Annotated in this window: 17 protein-coding genes; 11 read left to right on the plus strand and 6 right to left on the minus strand. The window is 65.7% G+C overall.

Annotation, left to right across the window (positions count from 1 at the left end; genetic code table 11):
* Positions 1-14 precede the first annotated feature (14 nt).
* Both XH93_RS05820 and XH93_RS05825 read right to left on the minus strand, forming a co-directional pair.
* A complete protein-coding gene (locus XH93_RS05820) occupies positions 15-1,100 on the minus strand; it encodes an AbrB family transcriptional regulator (RefSeq protein WP_194472785.1) in 1,086 nt (361 codons plus the stop codon).
* Positions 1,101-1,274: 174 nt separating this feature from the next.
* Positions 1,275-1,556, minus strand: coding sequence for a PsiF family protein (locus tag XH93_RS05825; RefSeq protein ID WP_139480536.1), 282 nt, complete (start codon positions 1,554-1,556; stop codon positions 1,275-1,277).
* Positions 1,557-1,738: 182 nt separating this feature from the next.
* Between XH93_RS05825 and XH93_RS05830 the strand changes: the two genes are divergently transcribed.
* Positions 1,739-2,230, plus strand: coding sequence for a hypothetical protein (locus tag XH93_RS05830; protein ID WP_139480537.1), 492 nt, complete (start codon positions 1,739-1,741; stop codon positions 2,228-2,230).
* A 64-nt stretch (positions 2,231-2,294) separates the two neighbouring features.
* On the opposite strand, the gene XH93_RS05835 is transcribed toward XH93_RS05830, so the two are convergent.
* On the minus strand, positions 2,295-2,852 hold the full coding sequence (locus tag XH93_RS05835; RefSeq protein ID WP_194472786.1) for a TetR/AcrR family transcriptional regulator: 558 nt from the start codon (positions 2,850-2,852) through the stop codon (positions 2,295-2,297).
* Positions 2,853-2,954: 102 nt separating this feature from the next.
* On the opposite strand from XH93_RS05835, the gene XH93_RS05840 reads away from it, so the two are divergent.
* From XH93_RS05840 to XH93_RS05865, 6 genes are all read left to right on the plus strand, one after another.
* Positions 2,955-3,389 (plus strand): thioesterase family protein, encoded by a 435-nt coding sequence (locus XH93_RS05840; RefSeq protein ID WP_139861672.1) that lies wholly within the window; start codon positions 2,955-2,957, stop codon positions 3,387-3,389.
* A 5-nt stretch (positions 3,390-3,394) separates the two neighbouring features.
* Entirely contained in the window at positions 3,395-3,838 is a 444-nt protein-coding gene (locus XH93_RS05845; RefSeq protein WP_194472787.1) for a PaaI family thioesterase, read from the plus strand.
* Positions 3,839-4,102: 264 nt separating this feature from the next.
* Positions 4,103-4,489 carry a CidA/LrgA family protein gene (locus XH93_RS05850; protein WP_139480641.1) on the plus strand — a complete coding sequence of 129 codons (387 nt, stop codon included), beginning with the start codon at positions 4,103-4,105 and terminating at the stop codon, positions 4,487-4,489.
* Complete coding sequence (locus tag XH93_RS05855) at positions 4,486-5,208, plus strand: LrgB family protein (protein WP_194472788.1); 723 nt, start codon at positions 4,486-4,488, stop codon at positions 5,206-5,208. Before XH93_RS05850 ends, XH93_RS05855 begins: the two co-directional genes overlap by 4 nt.
* A 135-nt stretch (positions 5,209-5,343) precedes the next feature.
* Positions 5,344-6,081, plus strand: coding sequence for a sulfite exporter TauE/SafE family protein (locus XH93_RS05860; protein WP_194475007.1), 738 nt, complete (start codon positions 5,344-5,346; stop codon positions 6,079-6,081).
* Positions 6,082-6,117: 36 nt separating this feature from the next.
* The gene (locus XH93_RS05865) at positions 6,118-6,795 is read left to right on the plus strand and encodes a DsbA family protein (protein ID WP_194472789.1); all 678 of its coding nucleotides are present in this window, start codon (positions 6,118-6,120) and stop codon (positions 6,793-6,795) included.
* Between the two features lie 24 nt (positions 6,796-6,819).
* Here the strand turns inward: XH93_RS05865 and XH93_RS05870 are convergent, their stop codons facing one another.
* On the minus strand, positions 6,820-7,659 hold the full coding sequence (locus tag XH93_RS05870) for an NmrA family NAD(P)-binding protein (RefSeq protein ID WP_172628144.1): 840 nt from the start codon (positions 7,657-7,659) through the stop codon (positions 6,820-6,822).
* A 178-nt stretch (positions 7,660-7,837) separates the two neighbouring features.
* Between XH93_RS05870 and XH93_RS05875 the strand changes: the two genes are divergently transcribed.
* A complete protein-coding gene (locus tag XH93_RS05875; protein WP_244626638.1) occupies positions 7,838-8,470 on the plus strand; it encodes a TetR/AcrR family transcriptional regulator in 633 nt (210 codons plus the stop codon).
* Positions 8,471-8,830: 360 nt separating this feature from the next.
* Here XH93_RS05875 and XH93_RS05880 read toward each other — a convergent pair whose 3' ends face one another.
* Positions 8,831-9,037 (minus strand): hypothetical protein, encoded by a 207-nt coding sequence (locus XH93_RS05880; RefSeq protein ID WP_194472791.1) that lies wholly within the window; start codon positions 9,035-9,037, stop codon positions 8,831-8,833.
* A 129-nt stretch (positions 9,038-9,166) separates the two neighbouring features.
* On the opposite strand from XH93_RS05880, the gene XH93_RS05885 reads away from it, so the two are divergent.
* Together XH93_RS05885 and XH93_RS05890 are read left to right on the plus strand one after the other, a co-directional pair.
* The gene (locus XH93_RS05885; protein WP_139480545.1) at positions 9,167-9,481 is read left to right on the plus strand and encodes a hypothetical protein; all 315 of its coding nucleotides are present in this window, start codon (positions 9,167-9,169) and stop codon (positions 9,479-9,481) included.
* Entirely contained in the window at positions 9,468-10,121 is a 654-nt protein-coding gene (locus tag XH93_RS05890; protein ID WP_194472792.1) for a nucleotidyl transferase AbiEii/AbiGii toxin family protein, read from the plus strand. The genes XH93_RS05885 and XH93_RS05890 overlap by 14 nt, the downstream gene beginning before the upstream one ends.
* Positions 10,122-10,140: 19 nt before the next feature.
* Here XH93_RS05890 and XH93_RS05895 read toward each other — a convergent pair whose 3' ends face one another.
* The gene (locus XH93_RS05895; RefSeq protein ID WP_194472793.1) at positions 10,141-11,028 is read right to left on the minus strand and encodes a LysR family transcriptional regulator; all 888 of its coding nucleotides are present in this window, start codon (positions 11,026-11,028) and stop codon (positions 10,141-10,143) included.
* Between the two features lie 116 nt (positions 11,029-11,144).
* Here XH93_RS05895 and XH93_RS05900 point away from each other — a divergent pair, with 116 nt between their 5' ends.
* Positions 11,145-11,885: an SDR family oxidoreductase gene (locus XH93_RS05900; protein ID WP_194472794.1), complete on the plus strand. Its 741-nt coding sequence runs from the start codon at positions 11,145-11,147 to the stop codon at positions 11,883-11,885.
* Positions 11,886-11,892: the final 7 nt, after the last annotated feature.

The raw sequence follows: 11,892 nt of genomic DNA on the forward strand, positions 1-11,892 counted from the left end.
AAGCCAGGTGTGGCCTAATCGTCGACGTCGTCCTGGGGGCGGCCGAACAGATGGATGATGCCCGGCGTCGAGATCGTGACGAACACGAAGCGCGAGAGGTGATGCGCGCCGACGAAGATCGGGTCGATGTGAAGGGTCAGCGCCAGCGCCAGCATCGCGTCCATCGCGCCGGGCGCGAACGCCACCACGACGTCGGCCAGCCGCACATGGGTGGTGAAGGCGATCACCGCGACGAACACCGCCGAGATCAGGATCGCGATCGCGAACGAGCCAAGCCCGGCATTGATGTGGCTGAGCAAAGTAGAGGTCTTCATCCGCGCGAAGCGGGTGCCGATCAGCGCGCCGATGCCGACCAGCGCGACGTTGCGGACCCAGGGCGGCAGGCCGCCATCGACCAGGCCCGAGCCATGCAGCAGGCTGGAGGCGAGCATCGCGCCGAACATCCAGCTGGCCGGAAATTTCACCCAGCGCAGCAGCAGCGAGGCGCCGATCGAGGCGGCAACCAGCGCGGCAAGGCCGAGCGGCGAGGCGACCGTCGCCGGCAGCGGCGGGGGAGCTGCGTGCGTCACCCCGGTCAGCGCCAGCACCAGCGGCAGTGCTGCGGTCAGGATGATGACGCGCATGGTCTGCACCACGGCGATGGCGGCGACGTCGGCGCCCTTTTCGGCGGCGAGGATGGTGATCTGCGACAGCGCGCCCGGGCTGCCGGCGAGTAACGCCGAGGTCTGGTCCCAGCCGTGCACGCGCTGCAGATAGAGGCTCGAGCCGAAGGTCGAGCAGAAGGTCGCGAGCGCGAGCAGGCCGATGGTGAGCGGGTACGAGCTCATATGTTGAAGGAGTTGCTGCGACATCAGCGATCCCAGCGAGATGCCGAGCAGCAGCAGCACGGCCTGCGTCAGCACCGCCGGCACCGCGAGCGGCCGTCCCGCCAGCGCGGCGATGGCGACCGCGACCATCGCGCCGGAGATCAGCCCGCCCGGCAATTCCGCCCACAGGAATAGCACGCCGCCGGCGGTGCCGATGACGAGAGTCTCGAGCCCGTTCAGGACTTTGGCGCGGTCAGGAATGGCTGTCGCGACAGATGCGGGGAGCTGGGTCACGGCATCTTATGGCAAATTCGCATCCGTAGAACAATTGCAGCAGCGCCATGCAGCAATGCGCCGGCCGATCGATTGTGACAAGGCCGCGTCAACACGAAGGGACCGCGCCCGATGTGTCGGGGCGGTCCCGCCTCGCCATCTCGCGTCGTTTACCGGCGCGAGCGGTCTGATCGATTACTGCTTGGCCGGTGCGGCCGCCGGCGCAGCCTTGTCGCCGGCTTCCTTCAGGCAGGCCTTGCGAAACTTCTTGCGCTCCTTGCCCTTCAGCTTCTTCTCGTCGGCCTGCCTCGAGCATTCCAGCGAGGCGGCGCTGCGCGGCTTGGACTCCTTGGCCGGCGCGGTGGCCTGCGGGGCGGCATCCTTGGCGGCCGGCGCGGCCGTTTGCGCGAACGCGCCGCCCATCAGCAGCACGGAGGCGAGCGCAGTCACGGTCGCGAGCGAGGAAATCTTCGTCATGGCAGGTACCTCATCGGGAAAGGAGCCGAACCGTCGCGCGGCGATGATGAACCGCGGATGAACATGCGGCGGTCCCGCCGCCACAATATTTTGCCGGGGCGGCGCGCCAGCGCGTTGTCGCAAGTTCGGGTTGCGCTAGGATAATGGTCTTAATTCCAATGCCCCCCAAAGGGAGACCAGGGATGAACATTCAGACCAGATTGTTGTGCGTGATGGCGGTGTCGGGCTTTGCAGCCGTCGCGGCGAGCGCGCCGGCGCAGGCGCTGACCGCGCAGGAGTGCAGCGCCAAGTACCAGGCGGCAAAGTCGGCCGGCACCCTCGGCGGCCAGAAGTGGAATGACTTCCGCAAGGCGCAGTGCGGCGCCGACGCGACGCCGGCTGCGGCGCCCGCCGCTCCGCCGCCGACGGCCGCCGCGCCCGCTCCGGCCGCGCCGAAGGAGGCCAAGAAGGAAGCTGCTCCCGCTGCGGCACCGGCAGCGCCGAGCGGTCCGGCAGTGTTTCCGAGCGCCATCGATCCCAAATATGCCAAGGAGACCGAAGGCAAGGGACGCATGCATACTTGCGTCGACCAATACAACGCCAACAAGGCCACCGGCGGCAATGGCGGCCTGAAGTGGATTCAGAAGGGCGGCGGCTACTACAGCGAATGCAACAAGCGCCTGAAGGGCGCCTGAGCCTGCCCGGACGGATCTGATCAGCGGCCGGTGCAAAGCCGGCCGCTTTTCATTTGGCCCCGTTCTACTGCTGCTCTGCGAGCAGCTTGTCCGCCGACTGGGCCAACAGCTGCGCGCGCTTGCGCGGGCCGCGGTCGGGGAACAGCAAGCTCTGGCCGAACAGAAAGCCGTAGAACAGGAAGGCCTGCGCGTCGGCTTCCTCGCCCGACAGCCCGGTGGCGCGGTAGAGCTGGCCGACATTCTTCAGCCGCGCGGCGTCGACGCTTGCCGCGGCCGCGGCGGCCGCCTCGTCGGTGCGGGCCCACTGCCGGATCGCGAGCTCGATCGCCATCGCCTCCGTATTCATGCGCTCGGTGTACAGCGTGATGATCGCCTTCAGCCGCTCGCGTGCGCTGGCGCCGTCGAGCGCGGTCTGCTTCTCGATCGCGGCAATGCGGCCGTCGCGCCAGCGCGCCAGCATGGCCTCGAGCAGCGCGGCGCGATCGCGGAATCGGCGGTAGAAGCCGCCTTTGGTGACGCCGAGATTCTTCGCCAACACCTCGACCCGCACGCCGTCGACCCCGCTATGGGCGAGCTCGGCAAAGCCGGCGGCGATCCAGACGTCGCCCTTGCCTTCAGTCATGTGATCTCCGCAGACCGGACCCGATACGGTACCGTATTGCTAGCCCGCTTCGCCAGTGATACGCTACCGTATCAAGAATGGCAAAAGCGGAGGAGCGGCAAGATGGAGGGCGAGGCGACCTATCGCGGCGCGGTCTATCCCTGGCACTGCGACCACATCGGCCACATGAACGTGATGTGGTATGTCGGCAAGTTCGACGAGGCGAACTGGAACATGTTCGCGCGGATCGGGCTGACGCCGAGCTATCTGCGCGAGTCCGGCTGCGGCATGGCCGCCGTGCAGCAGAGCATCGCCTACAAGCGCGAGCTGTTCGCGGGGGACGTCATCGAGGTCAGGAGCCGGCTGGCGGAATTCCGCGACAAGTCGCTTCGCATCCTGCACGAGATGCGCAACGCGGAAACCGGCGATATAGCCGCGACCTGCGAGATCACGGCCGTGCATATCGATCGTGCTGCGCACAAATCGGTGCCGTTCGCACCGGCGATCCGCTATGCGGCGATGCCGCATCTCGTCCCTGCCGAACCCGCAATCGCGTGACCGCCATGCCGAGCTTCGAGCCGAAGAATCCGGATTTTCGCGCCGTCGCGGCCGACACCTTCGCGCGCCAGCGCGCGATGCAGACGCTCGGCATTTCGATCGCGCGCATGGCGCCGGGCGAGGTCGATCTCGCAATGCCCTATGCGGTGGAGTTCACCCAGCAGCACGGCTTCGTGCATGCCGGCATCATCACCGCCGGTCTCGACAATGCCTGCGGCATCGCCGCCTTCACGCTGATGCCCGAAGGCGCCGGCATCCTCACCGTCGAGTTCAAGACCAACCTCTTGGCGCCGGCCCGCGGCGAGCGCTTCCTGTTCCGCGCCGCGGTGGTCAAGCCGGGCCGCACACTCACGGTGTGCGAGGCCAAGGCCTACGCCGTGCAGGACGGCGTCGAGACGCTGGTCGCGACCATGACCGGCACCCTGATGGCGCTGCAGCCGCGGGAGTAGTGAGCGGCAATAGTCCAGACCCGTCATCCTGAGGTGCGAGCCTTGCAGCGCAATTGCGCTGCTGGGCGAGCCTCGAAGGATGCACGGCCCCGCCGGTGGCCGTTCATCCTTCGAGGCTCGCAAGAGCTCGCACCTCAGGATGACGGTGACGAGTTCGGCGAGGATGACGGGCCTGGCAAAGATGCGCCCCGACAGCGCCTCACGCATTGACAAGCCCCCGTCGCGGCGACCTGATAGGTGGATGTCCTTCGCGAACGCCGCGCCATGATCGCCAGCCTCAGCCTGATCCTGCTCTGCCAATTGATCGGCGAGGTCGCGGTGCGCGCGCTTGGCGTGCCGGTGCCGGGCCCGGTGATCGGGCTGATGCTGCTGCTGGCGCTGCTGTTCGCGCGCGACCGCTTCGCCGCGTTCGCGCGCGGGCCGCTCGCCAATGACGGTGTCGAGAGCGCAAGCCGCGGCATGCTCGCCAATCTCTCGCTGCTGTTCGTGCCGGCCGGCGTCGGCGTGGTGCAGAAGCTCAACCTGCTCCAAGCCCACGGCGTCGCCATCCTCGTGGTGCTGGCGATCTCGGTGGTGATCACGCTGCTGGCGACGGTCGCGACCTTCGTCGCCGCCAGCCGTCTCTTGGCGCGCCGCGAGGAGAGGCGATGAGCGACAATCCGTTCTCGCTCTGGGTCTATCTTTCGCAGTCGCCGCTGCTCTGGCTGACGGTGACGCTCTCGACCTATGCGGTGACTGATGCGGTCTCGCTGAAGACCGCGCGCCATCCGCTCGCCAATCCGGTGCTGCACTCGGTGTGGATCATCGCCGCCTTCCTGCTGGTGACCAAGACCTCCTACACCGCCTATTTCGCCGGCGCGCAGTTCGTGCATTTCCTGCTCGGGCCGGCGACAGTCGCGCTCGCGGCTCCGCTGTACGAGAACCGCAGGCGGGTCGCGGCCGCGGTCCTGCCGATGCTGATTGCGCTCGTGGTCGGCTCGATCGTGGCGATCGTCTCGGTGGTGCTGCTGGCCGAAGCCTTCGGCCTGCCGCGCGATGTGGCGCTGTCGCTGGCACCGAAATCGGTCACCGCCGGCGTCGCGATGGGCATCAGCGAATCCCTGCATGCCGATCCCTCGCTGACGGCGGTCGCGGTGATCCTCACCGGCATCATGGGCGCCATCATCGTCACGCCGCTGATGAACCGCGCAGGCTTCACCGATTACCGCGCCCGCGGCTTTGCGGCCGGCATCGCCGCGCATGGCATCGGCACGGCGCGCGCGTTCCAGGTCGACGAGGTCGCGGGTGTCTTTGCCGGCATCGCGATGAGCCTGAATGCGCTGGTCACGTCGCTGCTGGTGCCGCTCGCCGTGACAATTCTGCTGCGCTGATAGCCGATGCAGTGCAGTTTTGTGCTATCGGCATAGCGCTGAACAGCAAATTCTTCTAAGGTCGCGGCCGCAAACGCGAGTCTGTTCCCCTTGGTCTTCTCCGCAGCTCAAAGTGTGCTTGGCCTCGCATCGGGCATGCTGGTCGGCTTCTCGCTCGGCCTGGTCGGCGGCGGCGGCTCGATCCTGGCCGTGCCGCTGATGGTCTATGTGGTCGGCGTGCCCGAGCCGCATGTCGCGATCGGCACCTCGGCGATCGCGGTCGCCGCCAACGCCGCGATCAACCTCTCCAATCACGCGCGCGGCGGCAGCGTGATCTGGTCCTGCGCGCTGGTGTTCGCGCTGTCGGGCATGTGCGGTGCATTCGGCGGCTCGATCCTCGGCAAGATGCTCGACGGCCACAAGCTGCTGGCGCTGTTCGCGCTGGTGATGCTGGCGATCGCAGGGCTGATGCTGAAGACCCGTGCGCGGGTCGGGCTGACCGACGTCAAGATCTCGATGGCCAACATGCCCGCGATCATCGGCTTTGGCCTTGCCACCGGGACCATGTCCGGCTTTTTCGGGATCGGCGGCGGCTTTCTGATCGTGCCGGCCCTGATGCTGGCGACAGGGATGCCGATCATGAACGCGGTCAGTTCCTCGCTGGTGGCCGTCACCGCCTTTGGCATGACCACAGCATTGAGCTATGCATGGTCGGGACTGGTGTCGTGGGGCCTGGCGGCGTTGTTTGTCGCCGGCGGCATCGCCGGGGGGCTGGTCGGCACGCGGTCGGCGCGGCACCTGTCGGAACGGCGCGGCGCCCTCAATACGGTCTTTGCGGCGGTGATTATCGCCGTCGCGATCTATATGTTGCTGGGTAACATCAATGTGTCCTGAGCGTAGAACGGCGAGGGACCCGCGCGAAAGCCAGACATGAACCAACTGATCAAACCATCCGGGATCAATTCCGGGCTCACCCGCCGCACAACGCTCGGCCTGTTCGGCGCGGGCATCGGGCTGCTGGCGGCAGGAGCTGCGCGCGCCGAGGAAGAGAAGGTGTTGACCGAGGCGCAGGTGCTGCGCGATCCGGAAATTCCCGTGATCGGAAATCCCGACGGCGACATCACCATCGTCGAATGGTTCGACTACAACTGCCCCTATTGCCGCAAGCTCGCGCCCGAACTCCGTCAGGTGGTGCAGGACGACGGCAAGGTCCGCCTGGTGTTGAAGGACTGGCCGATCCTCGGGCCGGTGTCCAAGGTCGCGGCGCGGATGGCGCTGGCGGCACGCTACCAGAACAAGTTCGAGGCCGCCCATGAGGCGATGATCTCGGTCAATTCGCGCATTACCGAGCCGCGCATCGCCGAACTGCTTTCCGGCGCCGGCCTCGACGTCGACCGGCTGAAGAAGGATCTCGACGCCAACGCCAAGGCGATCGACGCGCTGCTGGTGCGCAACAACGAGCAGGCCGAGGCTTTCGGATTCAACGGCACGCCGTCCTTCATCGTCGGCAAGTACCGCGTCCCCGGCGCGCTCAGCATGGACCAGTTCGAGCAGGCGATCGCCGACGCTCGCAAGGCCAACATGGGCCGCAAGATCGAGAGAAACTAGGGGGAATGCACCGGCGGCGAAGCGCTAGCTCGCGAGCAATTCGCCTTGCTTCTCGCGCACGAAGGTCTCGAACGGTTTCGGCGGTGCGCCGCCGATCTTTTCGATCGTACCGGTCACTGCATAGCGGGGATCCTTCGGGTCGATCGCGGCGCCGCGGATCGCCCGCCACAGTGAGGACAGATGCTCGACTGCATGGGGATTGTAGTCGCGTGCCCGCGCATCTTGGCGCCATTCGTCGTCGGAGATTTGCTCGTACCGCACATCGCGGCCAAGGACGCGCGCGAAGGTCGCGATGATCTCCTTCAGCGACAGCGTTGCGCCGATCAGCGGATAGGCGGTGCCCGCCTTAAGTTCGGGGCTGGCCAGAAGGCCGGCGGCGACGCGGGCGACATCTTCGCCCGCAACCAGCGGCAGAACGGTATTTTCGCCGCCCCAGGGCAGCCGGACCGCACCTTGCGCTGGCAGGCTCTGACGGACCAGTGCTGCGACATTTTCGTAGAAGATGGTCGCGCGAATATGCACCGCACCGATGTCGGCCCATTCGAAGACCTGTTCCGACAAATAGTTCTGCCGCATGCGCGGCGTCGGCGCATCGGGAGAGGATTGCAGCATCACCAGATTGACCAGCCTGGATACGCCGGCCTCACGGGCGGCCAGTGCCATTGGGGTGGCCGCGTCGAGAAGACCGTCCTGGACCGGATAGGCGAAATAGATCGCCGACGTGCCTTGCGCAGCGCGCTGGACCGAACGGATGTCGAGAAAATCGCCCTGGACGATTTCGGCGCCAAGTGCACGCAGTCGCTCCGATCGTTCGTCGATCGTATGGACAAAGGCGCGCACGGGAACGCCACGCGCGAGCAGCATTTCGGACACGTGACGGCCGGTCTTGCCTTGCCTGCCGCCGCCTGCAGATGTGACGAGAATGGGTTTTGTCATGACTACACCTCTAGGATTCGCTGGTACCATATGGTACCAAGCTGCAGGCGATGTGCGGTACCGGTTGGTACCAAGTCAAGGTGGCCGGATGACGGTTAAACAAGTTGTGAAGTCGCGCGCGGATGCGGCCGGGGAAGTCCCGGTACGCCGGCGCATCCTGGAGGCAGCCTTTTCGGCGTTCATGGAGCAGGGCTTCGCCAAGACCTCCACGCTCGAAATCGCAACGCGGGCGAAAGCATCGAAGCGCGAGCTCTATGCGCATTTCGGCAGCAAGCAGGAGATCCTGGCCGCCTGCATCGCCGAGCGTGCGAAACGATTGCGCATGCCGGCCGATTTGCCTGAGCCGCGCGACCGCCAGACGCTGACGCTGGCGCTGGCCGCGTTCGGAAGCAATCTCTTGCGGGAGATCAGCGATCCCACCGTGATCGCGGTGTTCCGGCTGGCAATCGCCGAGGCGGTCCGCGCGCCAGATGTCGCCAAGGCATTGAACGATGTCGGTATCGCAGCAAGCCGCACCGCTTTGCGCGAACTCATGACCCGCTCCCGTGCGGCGGGGCTGCTCGACGGCGAGTCTGCAGAAATGGCCGAGCATTTCGTGGGCCTATTATGGGGAACCCAGATGACACGTCTGCTGCTCGGTGTCGGCAACCGTCCGAGCCCGCGCGAAATCACACAGCGCGCCGAGGCGGCGACGGCGGCGTTACTGCGACTTTATGAGCCGCCGGCTGCAGCGAACTGAAGATCAGCAAGCTCGAACCAAATCTTGTTGCGCGCTTACCCCAGAAAGCGGACATCGGGTGTTTATGAGTACATGCCCTAGTTCTGCGACGTCATAAGTGTCGCCTCTCTTCGTTCCGCCCGTCATTGCGAGGAGCGAGGAAGCAATCCATCCTTCCACGTTTGCTGACCAAAGGATTGCTTCGCGGAGCCTGTCATCGGGCGGCGCTTTGCGCCGACCAGTTGGCTCGCAATGACGGCGGAGGGAACTGCTGGGCGGCCTCATGGTTTGAGACAGCACTGAAGCGTTTTCGCCAAGAATCATGGCCTCTCCGGCGCCGGAGAGGCCATTTGTTTTGTGTCGACCATAGGACGTCCGCGGCTACTTCGCGGCGATTTTGGTCCATTCCTCATGGGCGCGCGTCTTCAGCGCATTCCAGTCCTGGGCTGCGACGTCCCAATTGACGATGGTGCGGGTCTCCTGCGCGACCTGCCCGCTGGCGACGCTCGACGTCCGCATGGAATCGATGACATAGACGCCGCAAACCAAGAGCAGCGCGCCCAAAATCATGCCGAGAAAGACTCGCATCACATCCTCCGGTGTTGACCGGGATAACGCCGTGGGGGTAGCGCTGGTTCCGGATGGGGGCAGCGTTGTCGGTCCGCGCGCGCCGGTGTTCTGCGTGGAAAATCAGTGCCGATTCGGCTAAGGTAGGTCATGACGGCAGAGCGCCCACCGACCGATCTCCTGCAGCAATTTCGCCGCAAATATCTGTGGTGGAAGCCGGTCGATGGCCGTCCGTTTTCCGAAGAGCGCGTGATCGCGCAAACGATGGATCTCGGGACATATGACGATATCCTCCTGCTCGAGGATGCGGTCGGTCAGGCGCGTCTGGTCGAGATCATGCGGGGTGCCGAGCCCGGCTGGTTCAGCGATCGTTCGTGGGAATTCTGGCGAGGCCGGCTGACATTCGCGACCGGCATGGCAATTCCCGACAAGGCCCCGCGCAGGGGATTCCATGCCACAGTTTGAGCCGCGACTTGATATCCTGCCGGCGGCACAGCGGGAGATATGGCCCAGTCTGGCTGCCGCCCGCCGATTGAAGTTCGTCCTTTACGGCGGGACCGCCATCGCACTCCAGCTTGGCCATCGCGAATCCGTCGATTTCGACTTTTTCTGTACCGAAGGCCTCGACAAGGAACGCATTCGTGCCGAGTTCTCGTTCATTGCCGACGCCGTAATCCTCCAGGATGCGCCGGACACCTTGGTGGTTCTGGCTGAGATGCCGTCCGGCCCGGTCAAGGTTTCGTTCTTTGGCGGTCTCAAAATTGGCCGCGTCAACGATCCACTTGAGACCGCCGACGGCGTGCTGCTCGTTGCTTCGCTCGACGATCTGATGGCGACCAAGATCAAGGCCACGCTGGACCGCGCCGAAGCCAAGGATTACCGGGACATCGCCACCATGCTGTCCGCGGGCGCTTCGCTGCCGACGGCACTAAGTACCTTCAAGGCGATGTTTCGGGGCGAGCCCGCGCAGGCATTGCGAGCGCTGGGGTTCTTTGACGACGGCGATCTGAATACATTGCCCGCCGCCGATCGAGACGTTCTGTCGAATGCGCGAGACCGGGTTGGGCAGTTGCCCGAGGTCCGTCTTAAGGCCGGTCTTTGTTGAAGCGGCGTGACGGTCCCCATCACCTTCGCTCGAACGCCCGCATCACGTAATCGATGAACACGCGAACCCGCGGCGAAAGCTGGCGGTTGCGCGGGTAGAGCAGGTGCACCGGCACCGACGGCGGCGGGCAGTGCTGCAGCACCGGCAGCAGCGTGCCGTTGGCGAGATCGGTCTCGGCGTGGAAGCGCGGCACCTGCACGAGGCCGAGGCCGAGCCTTGCGCTGGCGAGATAGCTCTCCGGGCCGGTCACCGTCATCGGCGCCGGGAGCGGAAACTGTCTTGTCGCGCCGTCGATCACGAACTCCATCGGCCGCACCCGTCCCGTGGTCAGCGAGCGGATGCCGATCATGCGATGTCCGTCGAGCGCGAACGGATCGGCCGGCAGGCCAAAGCGCGCGAAATAGTCCGGCGTGGCGCAGGTCAGCCGCTCCAGCATCGTCACCTCGCGCGCGATCATGTCGCTGTCGGGCAGCCGGCCGAAGCGCAGCACGCAGTCGACGCCCTCGCGGATCAGGTCGACCCAGCGATCGCTCTCGCTCATGTTGATCTCGATATCGGGATACTCAGTGAGGAAGCCGGGCAGGTTCGGCAGCAGGAAGTGGCGGGCCAGCGTGCCCTGCACTTCGAGCCGCAACAGCCCCTTCGGCTTGGCACCGCCGAACGCGCCCTCGGCATCCTCGAGATCTGCGATCAGCGACAGGCAGCGCCGGTAATGCGCTTCGCCGTCGAGCGTCGGCCGCACCGTGCGCGTGGTGCGCTCGAGCAGCCGCACGCCGAGCCGCGCCTCCAGCCCCTTGACCGCATCGGTCACCGTCGAGCGCGGCAGCCCGAGGTCGTCGGCGGCCAGTGAAAAGCTGCGCCGCTCCACCACCCGGGTGAACACCCGCATCGCATCGAACCGGTCCATTGTCCGAAAATCCTGAACAGTGATGCCAGAAGATGCATGATTATCCGATTGATGCCAAGGCGTAGCGTCCTCCCATCGAACGCGGCTTGGTCCGCACAACCGGATGGAGACTGAAAATGACCAACCAAACCAACAAGGTAGCACTGGTGACGGGCGCCTCGCGCGGAATCGGCGCCGCGGTGGCCGAACGGCTCGCGAAGGACGATTTTACCGTCGTCATCAATTACTCCGGCGACGCCAAGCCGGCCCTGGCGGTTGCCGACCGGATCGAGGCCGCCGGCGGCCGGGCGCTGACGGCGAAGGCCGATGTCAGCGACGCGAGTGCGGTGCGCGGCATGTTCGACGCAGCGGAAGCCGCCTTCGGCGGCGTCGACGTGCTGGTCAACAACGCCGGCATCATGAAGCTCGGCAAGATCGCCGACAGCGACGATGCGGTGTTCGACCAACAGGTCGCGGTCAATTTGAAGGGCAGTTTCAACACCATGCGCGAGGCGGCGCGGCGGCTGCGCAATGGCGGACGCATCGTCAACTTCTCGACCAGCGTGGTCGGCACCAAGCTCGAGACCTACGGCATCTATGTCGCGACCAAGGCCGCGATCGAATCTCTGACCGCGATCCTGTCGAAGGAATTGCGCGGTCGCGTCATCACCGTGAATGCGGTCGCGCCCGGCCCGACCGCGACCGATCTGTTCCTGCACGGCAAATCGGACGAACTGATCGACCGCTTCGCCAAGATGGTGCCGCTGGAGCGGCTCGGCACGCCGACCGATATCGCCGGCACCGTGTCGTTCCTCGCCGGTCCCGACGGCTCCTGGATCAACGGCCAGACGCTGCGCGCCAATGGCGGCCTGGTCTGATCCGCTC

It is taken from the genome of Bradyrhizobium sp. CCBAU 51753, from assembly GCF_015291565.1.
GTDB classification, from domain to species: domain Bacteria; phylum Pseudomonadota; class Alphaproteobacteria; order Rhizobiales; family Xanthobacteraceae; genus Bradyrhizobium; species Bradyrhizobium ivorense.

Bases quoted from the DNA above. Each gene is read 5' to 3' on its own strand.
- XH93_RS05825 (WP_139480536.1), bottom strand. From the start codon at position 1,556: ATGACGAAGATTTCCTCGCTCGCGACCGTGACTGCGCTCGCCTCCGTG.
- XH93_RS05830 (WP_139480537.1), top strand. From the start codon at position 1,739: ATGAACATTCAGACCAGATTGTTGTGCGTGATGGCGGTGTCGGGCTTT.
- XH93_RS05835 (WP_194472786.1), bottom strand. From the start codon at position 2,852: ATGACTGAAGGCAAGGGCGACGTCTGGATCGCCGCCGGCTTTGCCGAG.
- XH93_RS05840 (WP_139861672.1), top strand. From the start codon at position 2,955: ATGGAGGGCGAGGCGACCTATCGCGGCGCGGTCTATCCCTGGCACTGC.
- XH93_RS05845 (WP_194472787.1), top strand. From the start codon at position 3,395: ATGCCGAGCTTCGAGCCGAAGAATCCGGATTTTCGCGCCGTCGCGGCC.
- XH93_RS05850 (WP_139480641.1), top strand. From the start codon at position 4,103: ATGATCGCCAGCCTCAGCCTGATCCTGCTCTGCCAATTGATCGGCGAG.
- XH93_RS05855 (WP_194472788.1), top strand. From the start codon at position 4,486: ATGAGCGACAATCCGTTCTCGCTCTGGGTCTATCTTTCGCAGTCGCCG.
- XH93_RS05860 (WP_194475007.1), top strand. From the start codon at position 5,344: ATGCTGGTCGGCTTCTCGCTCGGCCTGGTCGGCGGCGGCGGCTCGATC.
- XH93_RS05865 (WP_194472789.1), top strand. From the start codon at position 6,118: ATGAACCAACTGATCAAACCATCCGGGATCAATTCCGGGCTCACCCGC.
- XH93_RS05870 (WP_172628144.1), bottom strand. From the start codon at position 7,659: ATGCTGCTCGCGCGTGGCGTTCCCGTGCGCGCCTTTGTCCATACGATC.
- XH93_RS05880 (WP_194472791.1), bottom strand. From the start codon at position 9,037: ATGCGAGTCTTTCTCGGCATGATTTTGGGCGCGCTGCTCTTGGTTTGC.
- XH93_RS05885 (WP_139480545.1), top strand. From the start codon at position 9,167: ATGACGGCAGAGCGCCCACCGACCGATCTCCTGCAGCAATTTCGCCGC.
- XH93_RS05890 (WP_194472792.1), top strand. From the start codon at position 9,468: ATGCCACAGTTTGAGCCGCGACTTGATATCCTGCCGGCGGCACAGCGG.
- XH93_RS05895 (WP_194472793.1), bottom strand. From the start codon at position 11,028: ATGGACCGGTTCGATGCGATGCGGGTGTTCACCCGGGTGGTGGAGCGG.
- XH93_RS05900 (WP_194472794.1), top strand. From the start codon at position 11,145: ATGACCAACCAAACCAACAAGGTAGCACTGGTGACGGGCGCCTCGCGC.